We start from the raw sequence: 15,120 nt of genomic DNA, 5'->3' as shown, positions 1-15,120 counted from the left end.
GACGATACTATTCTGTGCGGTGTCTATTGCTGTGCTTTACACGACTCTGACAGCACCCACGCAGGCAGATCTCTGTGCCCAGCGCTGGGATGGATCGGGTTTCACCGTCGACTGGCACGCCGGTTCCTGCAGGGTTCAGGTCGACGGTCGCTGGATTCCGGAAAATAGCGTGCGGCTTCCTCTGGCCGGCACAGGCGCGACCCCTGCGGCTGCCGACTAGGGAGCCTCCATTGTACTCCCTGCCCACCTTCCTCATAGCTTCCGCGCCCCTTCTCATCGCTCTAACGCGGCTCGGCTGGCCGTTGGTGCGCAGCATCGTGGGCGCGGGCGTCGCGTGGCTCGTCCTGATCTGCCTGTGGCAAATCGTGGGAATGCCCATCCTGCCCATGTTCGCGGCTGCGTTCGCCCTGAGCGGAGGTGTCGTGTTGACCGGAGAGGTTCTCCGGGCGCGGCGTAACAGCGTTACGCCGCGCGGACCCGGAACGTGGCACCCTGAAATCCCTGCCGCCGCCTTTCCGCCCCCTGATGCCGGACGGCTGTTCTTTGCCCTCAGCATCGCAGCTCCGACCTTCGCCCTGAGCGCCTGCGGGCTGTTCCTCGGTCCGGCCGCGCTGCTCCAACCATTTGTCATCGTTGGCGCCACGCTCCTCCTGCTTCTTCCCTGACGCCCGACGAGGTCGCGATGCTTCACCTTGTTCTGGACGAGACCAAGACCTTTAATTTGCAAGATATCCTGGAAAACATGCCACCGTTCGGCGAACCACTCGAAGCGGTTGTTCCCGCGCTGCCCGTCAACGAGGACATCATCGGCCTGCTGGCCGTCGCCTCTATGCTAGTCGCAGGGCTCCTCGTTCTCCTCGCGCTTGTACGGGCGGTGCGATGGATCGCGCGTCGCGCACTCATGGCGCTGAATACCGCCAAGTCTCCCTCGATCCGCCGGACCCGAAGTAATCCCGCCGGCTCGGGCTACAGAAAGGGAGCGCACGAATGACTTTTCGCGACCTCCCAGCAAACCTCGAAGCGGTGCGTGGCGAGATCCTGAACGCCATCTCCGCTCCACTCCAATCACTGCCACGGACCGGAGATCCGGCATGAACATAATCAGTTCCCAGCCCGCGGACGCCCGGCCGCCCGTCCTGGAGGCCTTGCTCGCCGTCCGGCGGAACGGGCTGGATCTTGCGCTCTTCCCTATCGGCCTTCGTACCCCTCTCGTCTGCGAGGAGGCGGTCAAGCAGAACGGCCTCGCCATACCTTATGTCCCCGAAGCCTTCCGGGCCGAGCTCCTGCCCACCGCGATGCGGGTGTCGGGGGGCGGAGCGCTGGGCGCGATCCCCGTGATTGACCGCACTCCGGAGCTGTGCCGCCTCGCTGTCGAGGAGGGCGGGCAGGGTGCGCTGGAGCACGTGCCCACGGATCTGCTGGGACAGGTGCGGGCGGCCGTCGCCCGGGAGAACGCATTCCGGGCGACGTTCGATGTCGGGTTCTGGGTCCTTTCCATCGGCGCATTCCTTGGTGCCGTCCTGTACTGGGCACTGTCGTCCGGCCAGCCAATGGCGCAGCTGCTCACCGAGCCGGATATGCAGCCTCCCGACGGCATCACCATCGTCATCGGGCTCGCCGGCATCACCATCGCGCTCCTCCGCTTCATCCTTACCTATCGGTGGCGGGGCCGCCAGCTCGTCCGCGCCGATGACGCCGCGGCCCTCCAGAATAATCCGCCGGCGTGGCGGGCGGTTGCGCAGGATCCAGCTCTTCTCGCCCAAACACCCGAAGAGGTCGTTCCGAAAGTGCTCTCGGCGGCCGCGTGGGCGCTCGCATGGGAGCCGCTATCAGGGATTCTCGCCGGTCTCATCGTGAACGGGCTGACTGTGAGCCTCTGGCTGGCGCTCAACGGCTGTGCCCATTGGGGCGCAGAGACCTGCACCGGCACCACCCTCGGCCTCAGCCTATGGCTCGCGGCTGCCAATGTCCTCTGGGTGCTGAGCTGGGCGCTGATGTTGATCAGCACATATGTGGCCAAGAAGGAGGAACTGGCTGCGCTGCGCGCGGAACTGCTGTCCGCGCCGGATAGCCGGCACCCTCAATAGGGATAGCCGGCCCGGCCACGACGATGGAACTGCAACATCCTCGGAGACAAATCATGCCGCTCAAGGATGGCGAAACCGCCGCACCGCGGAACAAAGAGTGGACCGGCGAGCAGCGCGCCGTCATCGAGACCACGGCCCCGGTGACACGGGTGCGCGCCCGGGCCGGCACAGGCAAGACGACGGTGCTGCGCGGCTATTCGGCCGCGCGGCGGCAAGTGCCGATCCTCTATATCGTCTTCAACAAGGCCAACCAGAAGGCGGCCTCGGCCACCTTCCCGCCCTGGGTCCGCCCGGTCACCAGCCACGCACTGGCCTTTCGTGTCACCGGCGACCGTTATCGGCACAAGCTTGGCGATCCGCGGGCGGTGCACGTTGCCCGCATGTTCAACATCCGAAACGACACCGCGGCTCAGGCGATCCAAGTGCTCACCCGGTTTCTGTGTTGGCCGGGGCAATCGGTGGCCAGTTGCGCCCGTGGCCGCAAGCAGATGGACGCCGCTGTCTACGCGGAGCGCCTCTGGGAGCTGATGCTGGACCCAGAGAACCGCGACGTGCCGATGCCTCACGACGGCTACCTGAAGCTGTTCGACATGGAGCGGCATTCCGTTGGCCGCTACGAGCACATCCTCTTCGACGAGGCCCAGGACGCCAACCCCATCACGATTTCCATTCTGCAACGTCAGGAGCTGCCCCTGGTACTCGTCGGCGACGAGTACCAGTCCATCTACGGCTTCCGCGGCGCGGCGAATGCCCTCGATATGTTCACAGGCGCCGATCTTGCCCTGACACAGAGCTGGCGCTTCGGGCCGGAGATCGCCGCGGCTGCCAACGCCGTCCTCGCCGAGTTCGGCGAGCAAAGGTGCGTCACCGGCCGCGGCGGTCCCTCAGAGGTTCATGCCGAGGGAACCCCCGAGGGGCCCTACACCTTTCTCTCCCGAACCAACGCGGGCGTCATCGAGCACGCGATCGAGCGGGCCGGAGCGCCGCTGCATTTCGTCGGCGGTCTCGAAAGCTACCGCCTCGAGCGGATCCTGGACGCCTTCTACCTCTTCATGCGTCAGTTTCATCTGGTCGAGGATCGCGAGTTCAAGGCCTTCCAGAGCTTCGGTTCCCTCGCCGACTACGCGCAGGAGATCGACGACACAGAGATCAAGGCCATCGTGAACCTGGTGGCCGGATATGGCGCGACCACCGCAGATCGGCTCAACGAGCTTCGCCGGCGGTCCGTCGAAGCGCAGCGGGCAGAGGTAACCCTCACCACCATGCACCGCGCAAAGGGCCTGGAGTGGGACGTTGTGGTGCTGGGCGAGACGTTCTCCTATGCGGATTATCTCGAAGAGCGGCCCGAAGCCAGGATCACCAAATATCGGGAAGACCTCAACCTGCTTTACGTATCCGCGACCCGAGCGCGCAGGCGCCTCTTCCTGAATTCCACCCTCTACAACTTCATGAAGTGATCTTACTGCGGTCAACCAAGTTGCCGACAGCGATCCGACTCAGCACTAGGCCCAGGAGCTCCTCATCATGCTGCTTCATCTCACGCCGAAGGCCGTGGCGGCCCAGGAGGTTCAACTGATCGACGTCAGCTTTCCCGAATTCGACCTTGTGTTGCGCGAAGGCACGGATCTCAAGGCGAGACGCCCCTATCCTAACAAGACCTGGCTGGTCGCGAGCTCAGCCCGGGAGCGTGCCGCCAAGGACGGGATTCTTCTCGAAACGCAGGAGCGGGTGTCTCAGTTCACCATGGTCACGCGCTGGGCGGTCGCGGCGGAAATGGTGGTCACCCAGGAAATTGCCTACCGCATTCTCGACGAGACCCACGACGCGGCGAGCGCGGACCCATGCCTCTGGTACAGCTTCACCGGCTGGCCCAAGCGCTGGCCGGACTGCATTCCGTATGAGGCCCCTGTCCGCATCACGCCCACCCTGGTGCTTGACGGCAGCAAGAGCATCGAAGCGAAGACCGCTCACACATTTCCCATGCCCACGCTGGAACGCGAGCGCATCCTGCAGCACGCGGGCATGCACATCCCCAACAGGGCACCGAAGCAGGAAGCTGCCTTCGCGGTCCCTCAAGTCGCGCGCCCGGCGGGCGCCCGCACCGGGATGTAGCGGATGGCTGTGGACGTCACGCTGACTGTCAACGGCTGGGACGGACCTCCGCCGATGCCTGGCATCTACCTGAAGGCTCCGAAGGGGCGCACGGCTTACGAGGTGCTCGCGTTTTGGTCGGCACGCGCCGGTTCCAAGATAGTGGGCCGCCTGAGATGCCGGCGGCTCGAACCGAAAGAAATCCCGGCGGGCGCGACGGTGATCGCCTGGTATTGGGCGCAACGGTAGGGGAGGGACTACAGCATGGCCGACATCGACATGAATACCCTGCATGCGGCCGGGCGGGCCCGGATCGTCGAAGACCTCGCGAACATCCGGGATGCGATGAAGCAGGCCGAAGGCCAGGGCTTTGCCAAGGAGATCGAGAGGCTCAAGGCCGCTGAGGCGGCGCTGCAACGTCGTCTCGAGCAGATGGCTGCAAACCAGTGGGGTGAGGGCCGAGCCGGAGAGAATGAAAGAGCACGACCCGATCTCTGATGAACAAACGAAAGGACATCTGATGGCTTCGGAACTCGATACGGTAATCGGTGCTCGCCTGCGCAGCGTGCGGCAAGCGAGTGGCTGCAGTCAAGAAAAGCTCGCGGAGAGCCTTGGGATCACTTTTCAGCAAATTCAAAAGTACGAGAAAGGATCTAACCGGCTGTCACTCAGCAGCGCAATTCGCGCTGCGAAAGCCCTTGGCGTCTCTATCTCGAGTCTGTTGCCCACGGATACGGAAGTCGAATCCGGAGTGACTGAAATGATTACAGATAAACACGCTCTTCGCGCTGCAGAAATATTCACGCGCCTTCCTGCTCCCCTAAAAATTGGTGCTCTTCGTGCCGTCGAGGCGATCGAGCAGGCTGTCACCCCGGAAGCAGCGGAATGACAGCCTGGTGACGAGACTGTCGGATAACGAAACATTTGGAAAAACGAAGATGAATTGGGTTCTGATGTTCATCATGATTACATACGGCAATGACGTGGAATACTCGTCGACGACGTTCCGGGACGAAGCGGCGTGCATGGAGGCCGGTCGCGCCATGGAGGTCCTGACGCAGGAGACGGTGGTGCGCAGCGTTTATAAGTTCAAGTGGCTGTGCAAGCCGACCACGTCTAAATGAGGAGCGGCCAGTGGTGGATCTTCATGTTCTTGCCGAAGAGGTCGCCAGCGGCCAGGTGCCTGCTCTGAGCATCCGGCAGCCCTATCCCCATCACATCTTCCACGACGGGAAGGACGTGGAAAACCGCGACTGGGCGACGAAGCGGCGGGGCTGGTTCATGGTCCATGCCGGCGTCTCGACCGCGGAGATCGACCTCGAGGATGAGAGAGAGAGGGCGCTTCCGCGCGGCGGCATCGTGGGCATGGCCCGCATCATCGATTGCGTGACGCAGATGGACAGCGACTGGTTCTTCGGGCGCCACGGTTTCGTGCTGCGCGATGCCTTTCCGCTGCCACTGCTCCCCTGCAACGGGGCCCAGGGCTTCTTCAACGTGCCCCCCGACATCCGCGCCGCCGTCGCCGCCGCGATCCGGGGCATGTGCGAGGACACCAGAGCCACGGCGGAGATCCTGCTGGCGTCCGGGGTGTCGCCGGCGGCGGTGGAGTCAGCCGCGAGGCCCTGGCCCGGGCGCTAGGGGTGAGCGCCGGTCACGGCGTGGTCAAGGGCGCCTGGGCGGCGATCGCCGCCCAGGCCGCGAGGTAGGTGGTTGGAGAGCGGTCCATGAATGGCTCCGGCCCCGGCCGGATTTGTCCCTTGCAAGCTGCCACCTGACCATTCTCCGGCGCATGATGCGCCGGAGAATGGTGATGAGAGCGTTGAAGATCGGACTGGGTGGTGGTGCCGCCGGGGCTTGGGGCGTGGCCCTCTATGGCTTGTTGCAGGGCAGCGTCGAAGCGGCGGTCGCGGTGGGGATGATGGCCTCGGTCCTGACCATCCTGGCGGCGTTCGCCGCGGCGGCCGACAAAACGGCAGCCTGAAGCAAGAGGGCGGCGGAGCAGATCCGCCACCCTCGCGAACCAAACGCAGGAGGACGCAATGAGCGACGATGAAATTCTGATTTGCGAGGGGCGTTTCCAGGTGTGGGATCGCGGTGACCGTATTGCCGAGGTCTCGACGGTGGGCGGGGTGGAGGTCACCACTGCGGAATTCGCCGAGGCGGTGCGAAGGCAGGATGCGATCTTCGATCGCGAGCACATTCCGCTGCAAGTGGGCAAGGCGGTCCCCTGCAACCCAATCGTCGCCATTGTGCAAGCGGTGCCGGCTCATACGAGCGACGGATATTCCGACAGCGATCTTGGCTCCGCCTTTCCAGGGATGCTGCAACTACGGGGTGGCGCGCTACTTGATGGCCGCGATGAACACCCTGTGGCCGACATGGAACAGCTCGCCGCGCTGCTAAGGAAGGTGACTTGGCCGACTCTGTCCGAGCGGGAACTCAACTGAACGCGAAACTAAGGGTGGCCATGATGAGCGGTGAGCTGAACCTGAAGGTGCTTAATTCCCAGGATGGCGAGCTCGTGCTCGCTTTCGCCGAAGGCCACATCGACTGCCAGGAGATCGCGGAAGAAGACATCCTGGATGCGATCAGGCGCGAGTGCCCCTGGCATGAGGATGAGGACGAGCAGCTGGAATTCTCCACCCTGCGCGTCCGGCACTTCCACGTGACTGAAGTGCCGCCGGAGGGAGAGGCGACCGAGGACCCCGAAACGCTGTGGCTCTGCGGCGCCTCGGCGCCGGGAGCGCGGCCGGTGACGGGTGTCACCTCCTTGCGCATTCCCGGGCTGGACACCTCCAGGACCGTTCCGTGCGCGCACATTGCGGACTGGTACGACGCGAGCTGGCAGGCGAACCCGTCGATCGGCGCCAACCTGCTACGCCACGGCTACCGCCAGTGGGCGGAAGGGCGGCCGACGGTGGAGGTGGCCGGTGTGGAGGCAAACACGCTCTACGACGCTCCGCGGTGGTGAGAGCAGGCCAGGGGAGCTTTGCCATGGCGATCGACGGCCGACGGCTGGAGCGGGACGTGCTGGACGCCCTCACGAAGAACAGCGTCCTGGTGACCTACGTGCTGCGCAACACCCTCGTCATGCCCTGTTATGGCTACGGCTGGATTCAGCATCTGGAGACGCACCAGGTCCTCGCCGCCTGCCGGCGCCTCGAGGCGCGGGGGCATGTGGAGGAGGCCCCGACCCACTATGCGACCTATAAGGCCTGGCAGATCACGCCGGCCGGCCGTGACATACATCAGCGCAAGGTGCAGGCGATCAGAGTGGTCGGCGACATCCTGGAGGACCCCGATCGGCCGGGCTGGTGGACCTATCGGTCGATTGGCGCCGACGGCACGACCGTGGGCGGTTTTCCCACGCCGGAAGCAGCCCGGCGGGCGGCGCGGCGCTCCGCGGAGGGCTGCTGATAATGGGCAGCATCCGGCTGAACACCTTCCTGGAGGCGCTGAAGGCCGCAGAGCCGGCCGGACCGCTCGTGAATCCCTATCGCGGCTGGGTGAAAGGCATCGATGCGGATCCCGAAGCACCGGCTGCGCGGGCCCGCCACCTCCAGGCCTATCTCGGTGAGCGCTTGTCCGATGCTGCCCTGATCCTCGTGGCAGAAGCCCCAGGCTACCAGGGCGCCAGGTTCTCCGGCATTGCGATGACGTGCGAGCGGACCCTGCTTGGCCACAAGCCGCAGGTGCCGGCAAGTGCGGTCATGCAGATGCGCGCCGTCCGCACCAGCGATCCGGCGGCCGCCAGGAACGATCCGGAGCGTTTGTCCGGGTTCGGGGAGCCCACGGCGACGATGGTGTGGGGTGAGGTGTCCGCCCACCTGGATCTGCTGGAGGCGCTCCTGGACCTGTTCCCCGGCCGACCCGTGGTTGCCGTCGGCGAGACGGCGAAACGCAACCTGGCTCGTCTCGGGATTGAGGCGGCCGGCGTGCGGCATCCCGCCAACGGCGGTTGCAGCGCTTTTGGGCGGGGCCTGGCGGCCAATTTCGATCAGCTGGGCTTCTTCAACGTGCCCTCCGACATCCGCGACGCGGTCACCGCCAACATCAGAACCTGAGGAGATCCTGCGCATGGCGCGCCAGTTCGTGATCACGCACCCGGAGTGGGGCGTTTACCTGGGTAATTGCCTCGGGCTGGGCTTCTGGACGCTAGTCGACTCCGCCGGCCAGCCGGCGGCCGTGCTGTTCGGGAGCGAGGCTCAGGCGGAGGCCCACATCCGCTCGTGGGACCAGAACAACGATCCGGCCGACTACACTCTCCACGCAGTGGAGGCGGCAGGGCAATGGGCCTCAGCCGCCGAGCTGCGCGCCGCGGGCCTTGGCGACATGCTGGGCGACATGGAGGAGAACGCGCTCCTGTGCGCAGCCGGCACGGCCGCGGGCGGAAGCGCGCTTTGAAGCGGACATTTCTGTGCGCCGGCTGGGTCGCGCTCGCACTTCTGGGCCTGGTGCCCGCATCGCTGGCGCAGGAGATCGCCGGGCGGGCCTCCGTGATTGACGCGGACACGCTCGACATTCACGGGCAGCGTGTCCGCCTTCTGGGGATCGATGCGCCTGAAAGCCAGCAGCTCTGCAGGAACCGGGCGACTGGCAGCCAAGTCCGCTGCGGCGGTGCGGCGGCCTTCTACCTGGCGGACCTCATCGGATCCGCCACGGTGACCTGTGAGGGCACCAACCGGGACCGCTACGGGCGCATGCTCGCTCACTGCCGCGTGCGCGGCGAGGACATTGGCAAAGCGCTTGTCCGCGCTGGATGGGCGCGGGCCTATGTGCAGTTCAGTCAGGAATATGTGACGCAAGAGGAGGAGGCCCGCGCCGCCGGCGTCGGTGTGTGGGCGACGGATTTTCAGGCGCCATGGGTTTGGCGGAGGCTGCGGGCGGGGCGTTGAAATACGATCTCTTGTGAGTGGCTATTCGGGGAGATCCCGCGCAGATCTCCGAATGCGATTTTTCTTCACTCCTCTCTATAAGCACCGCCGGCGCCCATTCTTTCCAACGGTGGCCAGAATTGGGATTCGGCCTCGATCCGGTCCGAAAACCGGTTGTAGGCCGTTAGCCTGGCAACAGGCAGGGCAAGGTCTTCGCGCCGGTAGATCTCCGACCGGAGGAAGCTCATCTCAGCCTCGAACGTATCTTCTGCCACATCAATGACCCACGCCCGGCGGCCGCCGTTGGCGCCGTCCGCCCAGCGGTATCCGCGGGCTTTCAACGTGTCCTTCAGCTCATACGGCGAGTTGGTGGCCCAGATCCTGGCGCCTGGCGCGCGCGCGGCCGCCAGCAGGTTCGACATGGCCGTGGTGCCGGACTTCGGCAGAGGCCGCGCCAGCAGCTCGATCGTCGCCCGGCAGTCGTCGCCGGCGCGGTGCGCATCGTGGAAGAAGCCGTAGGCGGCCAGCAGCTGGCCCAGCTTTGCGCTGCCGAACCCCTCCGCCTTCCATGGAACCTGCGTGAGGGAGCATGCCCAGGGCTTCTCCTTGAACACGGGGTAGGCCCGCTCCACCACCTTGCGGTCGAAGTCGGCGTTGTGCGCGACGATCAGATCCGCTCCCGCCACGAAGGCGGCGACTTCCTCTGGATCGATCGCCTGGCCGGCGACTGTCGCCGCATCGATCCCGGTGAGCTCAGTCACCTCGGGCGGAATCGGCCGGGAGGGTTCCCGCAGCCGCTCGAAGCCGTCCTGGATCGCATGGATCGTCCCGTCCCGGCTGTAGCTGAAGGAGATCATCGCCAGCTCGATGATCTCGTCCTCGACGGCAAGGCCTGTTGTCTCCGTGTCTAGCATCAAGCCCCGCCACGTCTTCGTGCCGGCCGGGATCGGCGCAAACCCGGCCCGGGGGCGAAGGCGGCGCAGCACGCGATAGTCGCCGGAGGACTCCAGCGTCGCGGCCATGGCCTCGAGATCGGCCGCCACATCCATTTGCTCGGGTCCCGCCGTCACACGATCGCCATCACGCTGCCCGCCGGTGTGCGGAACAGCGAGAGGGCGAGGCGGAGCCGTGCCAGGTGCTCACCATCGATCTCCACGCGATCCGGATCATATGTGTCCAGGAAGCCCAGAGGGTCAGGGGGCAGGCGGGGGTTGGTGCGTTGCACCGACACCTCGATGGCGCCGGCCGCCGTCTCGACCAGGCACAACCGCCGGAGCGCGGCCATGGCGTCGCACCGGCGCCGGACTGCGGTGTCGCCCGCGAACCGACTGCGCTCGCCCAGAACGGCCAGGAAGCCTTCAAGGAGCGGAAGCGATACCCGGGCCACGAAGCCCTTGAGCGGACCGGCGTCCGGTCCGCAGGCTAGCCGCATCCGCACGATGCGGCTGCTCTCTATGCTGTCGGTCATCTGCATCTTCTCCAAGTGGCCTTCAGGTGAATAATGCGCGCGTTGCGCCCAGTGCAGGAAGCGCGAGAGCCGACAGGACGGCGATCTCCCCAGCCCAGGCGGGGGCAAAAAACCCGCCGAGGGCGGCTCCCGCTACGCCGGCCAACGTGACGAAAGCGGCATAGCCCGTCAGCAGCAGAGCCGTCAGCAGCGCTTTCGACGCGCTGCGGAGGGGCAGGACCAGGATGTTGTCCATGGTGACACCACTTAGTGCTCGGCGGGCGGCTGCAGCCAGAGCACCGCGACAAGACCGCAGGAGGCGATCACTGCAAAGCCAGCCAACGCACAGGATAGAAGGCCAGCCCACGATAGGGTGGGGGAGGTGAGGATATCGCCGCCGCCGGCCGCCAGGACCGCCGCAACGGCGAGCCCGGTCCCGTGTGTCAGGAGAAGACTCACCAGCACGCTGATGATGAACAGGATGATGAGCATCATGAGCCCTGAGCCAGCCGAGGTGCCACCGGAAGACATGTCAGTGCGCATTGGCCGCTTCCTTTCCGGGTTCAACCTGCGTGGACGTCTCGCTGCTGTGGCCGCGGGGCTGCTGGAGGGCGAGAAACGTAGCGACGGGAACAGCGAAGATCGTCGCCAGGACGTCGGCGGTGACGAGCGAGATGCGGTTCGCACCGGACTCGTATTTTTGGATCTGCTGAAAGGTAACGCCGAGCCGGGCGCCCAGCCTCTGCTGGGAGATGCCGGCGCGGGTCCGCTCCGCTCGGAGGCGGGCACCGATCGCTGCGCCCGCCGGGCGGGTATCCAGGTCAAGCGTGAAGGACTCGTCGAGGAGCGTGGTGAGGATCTCGCCGGCCGCCGCCGGCGCGATTGCATAGGTGCCGTCGCCCACCGGAGCGCCCACGTCCAGGTCCACAGCCCACTGGCGGGCCCGAGAGCTGACCGGGCGGAAGATCCAGTTGTCGGAACCGGGGGTGTATTCCCAGTCGGTTTTGCTCATTTTTCGCTCCGCGCGGCTTGCTCGGCTTGCGCCGCAAGTCGCTGATAGTGCTTGAGGATGTTGACCCGCAGGTAAGACGACAGGTTCTGGTGGAGATCCGGCCGCATATCGTCGATGTCCGCCACGAGGGCGCTGATGCTGATGCCCCGTGCTCCTGCGATTTCGGTCAGCGCGTTCCAGAACGCGTCTTCGAGGGAAACCGAGGTCTTCCGACCCCGGATCACGACCCAGCGGCGGGAAGGGCGCACCGGCATGGCCCGTCACGCCCGGGTGTGCAGCGCACGTAGCAGCTTACGCTGCTTCACCTTCTGCTGGGCCTGGGCGGCCAGCGTGGACAGGGCCGCCAGCGCGATACTCAGCGCGACGGTCCCCAGGGCGGTGGTCAGGAGATGGATGGTGGTCATGGGAGCTCACTCGTGTGATCCAAAAGTGCGATGTTGCACATTTACTCCCAGCGGGCAGGCGTGTCAACAAAAAGTGCAACTATGATATAAAACGTCAATTCGGCACATTTCCGCGACGCGGCCGAGTTCGCGTGTTAGTGCACACAATCAGGGTGGCCAGGGGGGGCTGGAAAGCGCTTGCGCCAACGTTGCCCGGGGAGCGTATTGGCGCTATCTTGAAGCAAACCTGCAATGTGGGAGTTTTATGTCAATGCCGATAACCGGCGACCAGTGCCGGGCTGCGAGAGCCCTCGTCGAAATGGCCCAGGAAGACCTGATGGAGCGCGCGAAGCTGTCGCGGAACACCATTCTGCATTTTGAGAAGGGGCGACGGATCCCGAACCCAGCAAACCTTGATGCGATCCGCCGTGTCCTTGAAGAGGCCGGCGTGGAGTTCATACCGCAGGACGAGAAGGGGCCGGGGGTGCGGCTGCGGTGCCCCGTAAATGAGCGCACCCCGGACGCAATTTGACGTCCGACTAGGCCAAACTCTATCGCACGGTCAGCGAGATATTACTGCTGATGCGCTTGTTTCGGGTGTGCCATGTCAGAGCTAGGCATGGCCGTCCGTATTTTTGGTCCGGACGATGAGCTCGGTTGACAGCCGTCAACCGAGCTCATCGTCCCACTTGAATTCCTGTGGCGTGTCCACCACACGAATGTGCGGCATTGCCGTAGTATTGTTTAGAGGCGGAACCGGCCTGAAGGCGGTGAGTGCAGCATGGGCACGATGTGCGCATTCAATCCAGTTCCTGGATAAAATAGCAATAATCCGGCCATAACCGCTCGATTCTCCGTCGAGTTGCTCGACAAAATATCGCATCACTCCATATGATCGCTGCACGCTCGATAATCGCTCGATGAGGCGCTCGTGTCTGCGACATTCTCGGAAATCTTTAAGCCGGTCGACAGTGACTACGGCTTGATCTCGCTGCGCCGGGTCATCGGCTGCACTGTGGACGCTGTGTGGAAGGGCACGACCTGCGCCGACGCTGGTATGGTCGCCACAGCTGCCGGCGTCTTCAACGTCGCCACTAGCATCGTGGCGGCGCTCGCCCTGACCTACACGCTCTATGTGACGATTTGGGAGATGGCGGACGCCGAATACGATCGGGCGAAGAAGTTCACATTCGTGCGTATCGGCATTGGTGCGGGGATGCTCCTGCCGATCAAAAGCGGGTTTAGCTTCGCCCAGATCATCGTCCTCTATATCCTGGTCTGGGGCTCGGGTGGGGCCGATTATCTGTGGGCCAAGGTTGCGCCGAAGATGGCGGGCAACGGCTACGCCGACATCGCAACCCTGCCCGAGGATGACTACAAGATCCGCGCCGCGATCGCTGGCGCGATCCGCGCGCGGACCCAGGGCTATGTTTGCGCTGACCGGCTGAACGAAGTCGCCGTCGCCTACAGGGTCGAAATGGCCCCCGCCATCGTCAGTAAGACCCTTGGCGGGAAAAGCATGCCCTCCGCCGGCGGCGACATCCAGTCGCCGACACAGCAGACCTTCGTGGACAATTCGGGCTTCTTCAATGGCTCGACTAGCCTATGCGGCAATGTCCGTTACCTGGCGCCGCAGGCGGTGACCCTGCCTGAAAAGGACACGCCCACCAAGACCGCCGATGTTCCGACAATGACGTTGATGGACGCCATTGCCACCAGCGCGGTCACAAGTGGCTACACCGCAGCCTGGAGCATCATCGACGCCTACGCGAAGAACCTTGCAGACATGGTCAAAAACCCAGGATACACGGACGAACAGATCAAGGATTATATCGCCACCGCAACCTGGGCGGCGCAGGCGGCGCTGCGGAACGCGTTGAATGGCGCGCTCACGAGCCGCTCCGGTGACATCAAGACGGCGGCCGATAAGTACCTTGAGGACACTACGAATGCGGGCTGGGTGTTCGCAATCTCGTGGCAGCGCGCGAACGTTGCCATGGCGCAGCGCTTCCAGAGCCTCGTGAACAGCGTGACGTTTACGCCGAAGGCGCCCGACAATCTTGCCGCGGTCATCGATCCAGCGTCCATCGCAAGCCTGCTCTCGACGCCGCGGATCGCCGACGCCAGCACCGGGCAGATCTACGCGCTCTATCAGCACGACATGGGTCGTTTGAATAGTTTCGACGCGGTCTTCACGGATATGGCCTCGCCGTCGCCAACCCTGGCGGCCGAACAGGTCGGGACGCCGCCCACGAATTTGGGCGTCTCGTCGACCATGCGCTGGGTCTACGATAAACTGAAGGTGACTGGCACCGAGGGTACGACGCAATGGAGCGATCCCCTGCTGAACATGACCCAAATCGGCGTTGGCGTGGCCGATATGGGCCTCGCGGCGATGGGGGTGGCGGCAGGGGCATCTCTCGTCGGCAATTCCGTCCTGGGGAACATTCCGTTCATCGGCGGGATCGCGCAGATGACCTCGGCGGGCGCGAGCTCGCTCGGCATGATCTTCGCCGGCCTAGGCTTCTGGCTGGGTGGCGTGTTGCCGCTTTTGCCCATCCTCTACTTCTTCGGGGCGGTGCTGAGCTGGATCATCAATGGCCTCGAGGCGCTCATCGCTGTGCCGCTATGGCTGCTGAGCTTTTTCTATCCTGCGAAGGAACCCTCCTTGGTCGGCGCAAGCCGGCAGGGGTGGCTGCTGCTGTTCGGCCTGCTTGTACGGCCCATGCTCATCATCATGGGCCTGGTGGTGTCTCTACTTGCCATGTACGCGGCGTTCGCGATCCTGAACGCCCTGTTCTCCTCGGTTTTCGCCCTGATGATTCCGCTGGACGGCGGCGCGGTGACATCGGCCGTGGTCACGGCGGGAGCGGTCTTCCTGTACGTGATGGCGGCCACCATGGTGGTGACCAACTCCTGCGCGCTCATGACCGAGCTGGGCGACGCCGCGCTGCGTTGGATCGAGGTGGGTGTGCACTCCATCTGGGGCTCGCAGTTCGGCCAGCAAGTGTCCGCTCAGGCTGGCGTCGGCGGCGGCCTCGGCAGCGGCATGCAGAACCTCGGCAAGGGTGTGGCCGGTGGACTCGGGAAGGTCACGGGCAATTTGCGGATGCCGAAATTCAACCGGAAGGGTGGAGGCGGTTCGGGAGGGGGCAATCCGGGCGGGTAGGCCTCCACATGAACCCAAGATCATGTGCAAAAATGAAAAAATCATGTATTGACAATG

The 15,120-nt window shown here is 64.6% G+C and carries 26 protein-coding genes; 19 read left to right on the top strand and 7 right to left on the bottom strand.

The features are described from left to right. Positions 1 to 230: 230 nt before the first annotated feature. From L0966_RS19540 to L0966_RS19460, 17 genes are all read left to right on the top strand, one after another. Complete coding sequence (locus L0966_RS19540; protein ID WP_234053719.1) at positions 231 to 665, top strand: hypothetical protein; 435 nt, start codon at positions 231 to 233, stop codon at positions 663 to 665. Positions 666 to 682: 17 nt separating this feature from the next. Next, on the top strand, positions 683 to 991 hold the full coding sequence (locus L0966_RS19535; RefSeq protein ID WP_234053718.1) for a hypothetical protein: 309 nt from the start codon (positions 683 to 685) through the stop codon (positions 989 to 991). A 154-nt stretch (positions 992 to 1,145) separates the two neighbouring features. Continuing rightward, on the top strand, positions 1,146 to 2,087 hold the full coding sequence (locus L0966_RS19530; protein ID WP_234053717.1) for a DUF4116 domain-containing protein: 942 nt from the start codon (positions 1,146 to 1,148) through the stop codon (positions 2,085 to 2,087). A gap of 53 nt (positions 2,088 to 2,140) precedes the next feature. Further along, the gene (locus tag L0966_RS19525) at positions 2,141 to 3,544 is read left to right on the top strand and encodes a UvrD-helicase domain-containing protein (protein ID WP_234053716.1); all 1,404 of its coding nucleotides are present in this window, start codon (positions 2,141 to 2,143) and stop codon (positions 3,542 to 3,544) included. Between the two features lie 67 nt (positions 3,545 to 3,611). After that, entirely contained in the window at positions 3,612 to 4,199 is a 588-nt protein-coding gene (locus tag L0966_RS19520; protein ID WP_234053715.1) for a DUF6012 family protein, read from the top strand. A gap of 3 nt (positions 4,200 to 4,202) precedes the next feature. Continuing rightward, a complete protein-coding gene (locus tag L0966_RS19515) occupies positions 4,203 to 4,427 on the top strand; it encodes a hypothetical protein (RefSeq protein ID WP_234053714.1) in 225 nt (74 codons plus the stop codon). Positions 4,428 to 4,442: 15 nt separating this feature from the next. Beyond that, on the top strand, positions 4,443 to 4,676 hold the full coding sequence (locus L0966_RS19510; RefSeq protein ID WP_234053713.1) for a hypothetical protein: 234 nt from the start codon (positions 4,443 to 4,445) through the stop codon (positions 4,674 to 4,676). Continuing rightward, on the top strand, positions 4,651 to 5,067 hold the full coding sequence (locus tag L0966_RS19505; RefSeq protein ID WP_234053712.1) for a helix-turn-helix domain-containing protein: 417 nt from the start codon (positions 4,651 to 4,653) through the stop codon (positions 5,065 to 5,067). The genes L0966_RS19510 and L0966_RS19505 overlap by 26 nt, the downstream gene beginning before the upstream one ends. A 49-nt stretch (positions 5,068 to 5,116) precedes the next feature. Further along, positions 5,117 to 5,302: a hypothetical protein gene (locus L0966_RS19500; RefSeq protein WP_234053711.1), complete on the top strand. Its 186-nt coding sequence runs from the start codon at positions 5,117 to 5,119 to the stop codon at positions 5,300 to 5,302. 13 nt (positions 5,303 to 5,315) lie between these two features. Then, complete coding sequence (locus L0966_RS19495; RefSeq protein WP_234053710.1) at positions 5,316 to 5,816, top strand: hypothetical protein; 501 nt, start codon at positions 5,316 to 5,318, stop codon at positions 5,814 to 5,816. A 172-nt stretch (positions 5,817 to 5,988) separates the two neighbouring features. Beyond that, positions 5,989 to 6,159, top strand: a complete 171-nt coding sequence (locus L0966_RS19490) for a hypothetical protein (protein WP_234053709.1) — start codon at positions 5,989 to 5,991, stop codon at positions 6,157 to 6,159. Between the two features lie 58 nt (positions 6,160 to 6,217). Further along, the gene (locus L0966_RS19485; protein WP_234053708.1) at positions 6,218 to 6,625 is read left to right on the top strand and encodes a hypothetical protein; all 408 of its coding nucleotides are present in this window, start codon (positions 6,218 to 6,220) and stop codon (positions 6,623 to 6,625) included. A gap of 20 nt (positions 6,626 to 6,645) precedes the next feature. Further along, positions 6,646 to 7,149, top strand: coding sequence for a hypothetical protein (locus L0966_RS19480; RefSeq protein WP_234053707.1), 504 nt, complete (start codon positions 6,646 to 6,648; stop codon positions 7,147 to 7,149). A 23-nt stretch (positions 7,150 to 7,172) separates the two neighbouring features. Further along, positions 7,173 to 7,595: a hypothetical protein gene (locus L0966_RS19475; RefSeq protein WP_234053706.1), complete on the top strand. Its 423-nt coding sequence runs from the start codon at positions 7,173 to 7,175 to the stop codon at positions 7,593 to 7,595. 2 nt (positions 7,596 to 7,597) lie between these two features. After that, positions 7,598 to 8,242 carry a hypothetical protein gene (locus L0966_RS19470; RefSeq protein WP_234053705.1) on the top strand — a complete coding sequence of 215 codons (645 nt, stop codon included), beginning with the start codon at positions 7,598 to 7,600 and terminating at the stop codon, positions 8,240 to 8,242. Positions 8,243 to 8,255: 13 nt separating this feature from the next. Continuing rightward, complete coding sequence (locus tag L0966_RS19465; RefSeq protein ID WP_234053704.1) at positions 8,256 to 8,582, top strand: hypothetical protein; 327 nt, start codon at positions 8,256 to 8,258, stop codon at positions 8,580 to 8,582. Next, positions 8,579 to 9,073, top strand: a complete 495-nt coding sequence (locus L0966_RS19460; RefSeq protein ID WP_234053703.1) for a thermonuclease family protein — start codon at positions 8,579 to 8,581, stop codon at positions 9,071 to 9,073. The genes L0966_RS19465 and L0966_RS19460 overlap by 4 nt, the downstream gene beginning before the upstream one ends. 65 nt (positions 9,074 to 9,138) lie before the next feature. Here L0966_RS19460 and L0966_RS19455 read toward each other — a convergent pair whose 3' ends face one another. The 7 genes from L0966_RS19455 to L0966_RS19425 are packed head-to-tail and all read right to left on the bottom strand — an operon-like array spanning position 9,139 to position 11,915. Next, positions 9,139 to 10,101 carry a 3'-5' exonuclease gene (locus L0966_RS19455; protein ID WP_234053702.1) on the bottom strand — a complete coding sequence of 321 codons (963 nt, stop codon included), beginning with the start codon at positions 10,099 to 10,101 and terminating at the stop codon, positions 9,139 to 9,141. 17 nt (positions 10,102 to 10,118) lie between these two features. Next, complete coding sequence (locus tag L0966_RS19450) at positions 10,119 to 10,526, bottom strand: hypothetical protein (protein WP_234053701.1); 408 nt, start codon at positions 10,524 to 10,526, stop codon at positions 10,119 to 10,121. Between the two features lie 16 nt (positions 10,527 to 10,542). Then, positions 10,543 to 10,755 (bottom strand): hypothetical protein, encoded by a 213-nt coding sequence (locus L0966_RS19445; protein WP_234053700.1) that lies wholly within the window; start codon positions 10,753 to 10,755, stop codon positions 10,543 to 10,545. Between the two features lie 11 nt (positions 10,756 to 10,766). Further along, entirely contained in the window at positions 10,767 to 11,042 is a 276-nt protein-coding gene (locus L0966_RS19440) for a hypothetical protein (RefSeq protein WP_234053699.1), read from the bottom strand. Continuing rightward, positions 11,032 to 11,511, bottom strand: coding sequence for a helix-turn-helix transcriptional regulator (locus tag L0966_RS22590; protein WP_234053698.1), 480 nt, complete (start codon positions 11,509 to 11,511; stop codon positions 11,032 to 11,034). The genes L0966_RS19440 and L0966_RS22590 overlap by 11 nt, the downstream gene beginning before the upstream one ends. Further along, positions 11,508 to 11,765 (bottom strand): ribbon-helix-helix domain-containing protein, encoded by a 258-nt coding sequence (locus L0966_RS19430; protein ID WP_234053697.1) that lies wholly within the window; start codon positions 11,763 to 11,765, stop codon positions 11,508 to 11,510. The genes L0966_RS22590 and L0966_RS19430 overlap by 4 nt, the downstream gene beginning before the upstream one ends. A 6-nt stretch (positions 11,766 to 11,771) precedes the next feature. Next, the gene (locus L0966_RS19425; protein WP_234053696.1) at positions 11,772 to 11,915 is read right to left on the bottom strand and encodes a hypothetical protein; all 144 of its coding nucleotides are present in this window, start codon (positions 11,913 to 11,915) and stop codon (positions 11,772 to 11,774) included. A 244-nt stretch (positions 11,916 to 12,159) separates the two neighbouring features. Between L0966_RS19425 and L0966_RS19420 the strand changes: the two genes are divergently transcribed. Continuing rightward, positions 12,160 to 12,426, top strand: coding sequence for a helix-turn-helix transcriptional regulator (locus L0966_RS19420; protein WP_370640937.1), 267 nt, complete (start codon positions 12,160 to 12,162; stop codon positions 12,424 to 12,426). 399 nt (positions 12,427 to 12,825) lie between these two features. Further along, entirely contained in the window at positions 12,826 to 15,063 is a 2,238-nt protein-coding gene (locus L0966_RS19415; protein ID WP_234053694.1) for a DotA/TraY family protein, read from the top strand. Positions 15,064 to 15,120 lie beyond the last annotated feature (57 nt).

Origin of the sequence: Xanthobacter sp. NM-59, from assembly GCF_021401125.1 — a bacterium.
Taxonomy (GTDB): Bacteria; Pseudomonadota; Alphaproteobacteria; order Rhizobiales; family Xanthobacteraceae; genus Xanthobacter.
The sequence above is the reverse complement of the archived record's forward strand: the minus strand, read 5'-3'. Positions and strand labels throughout refer to the sequence as shown.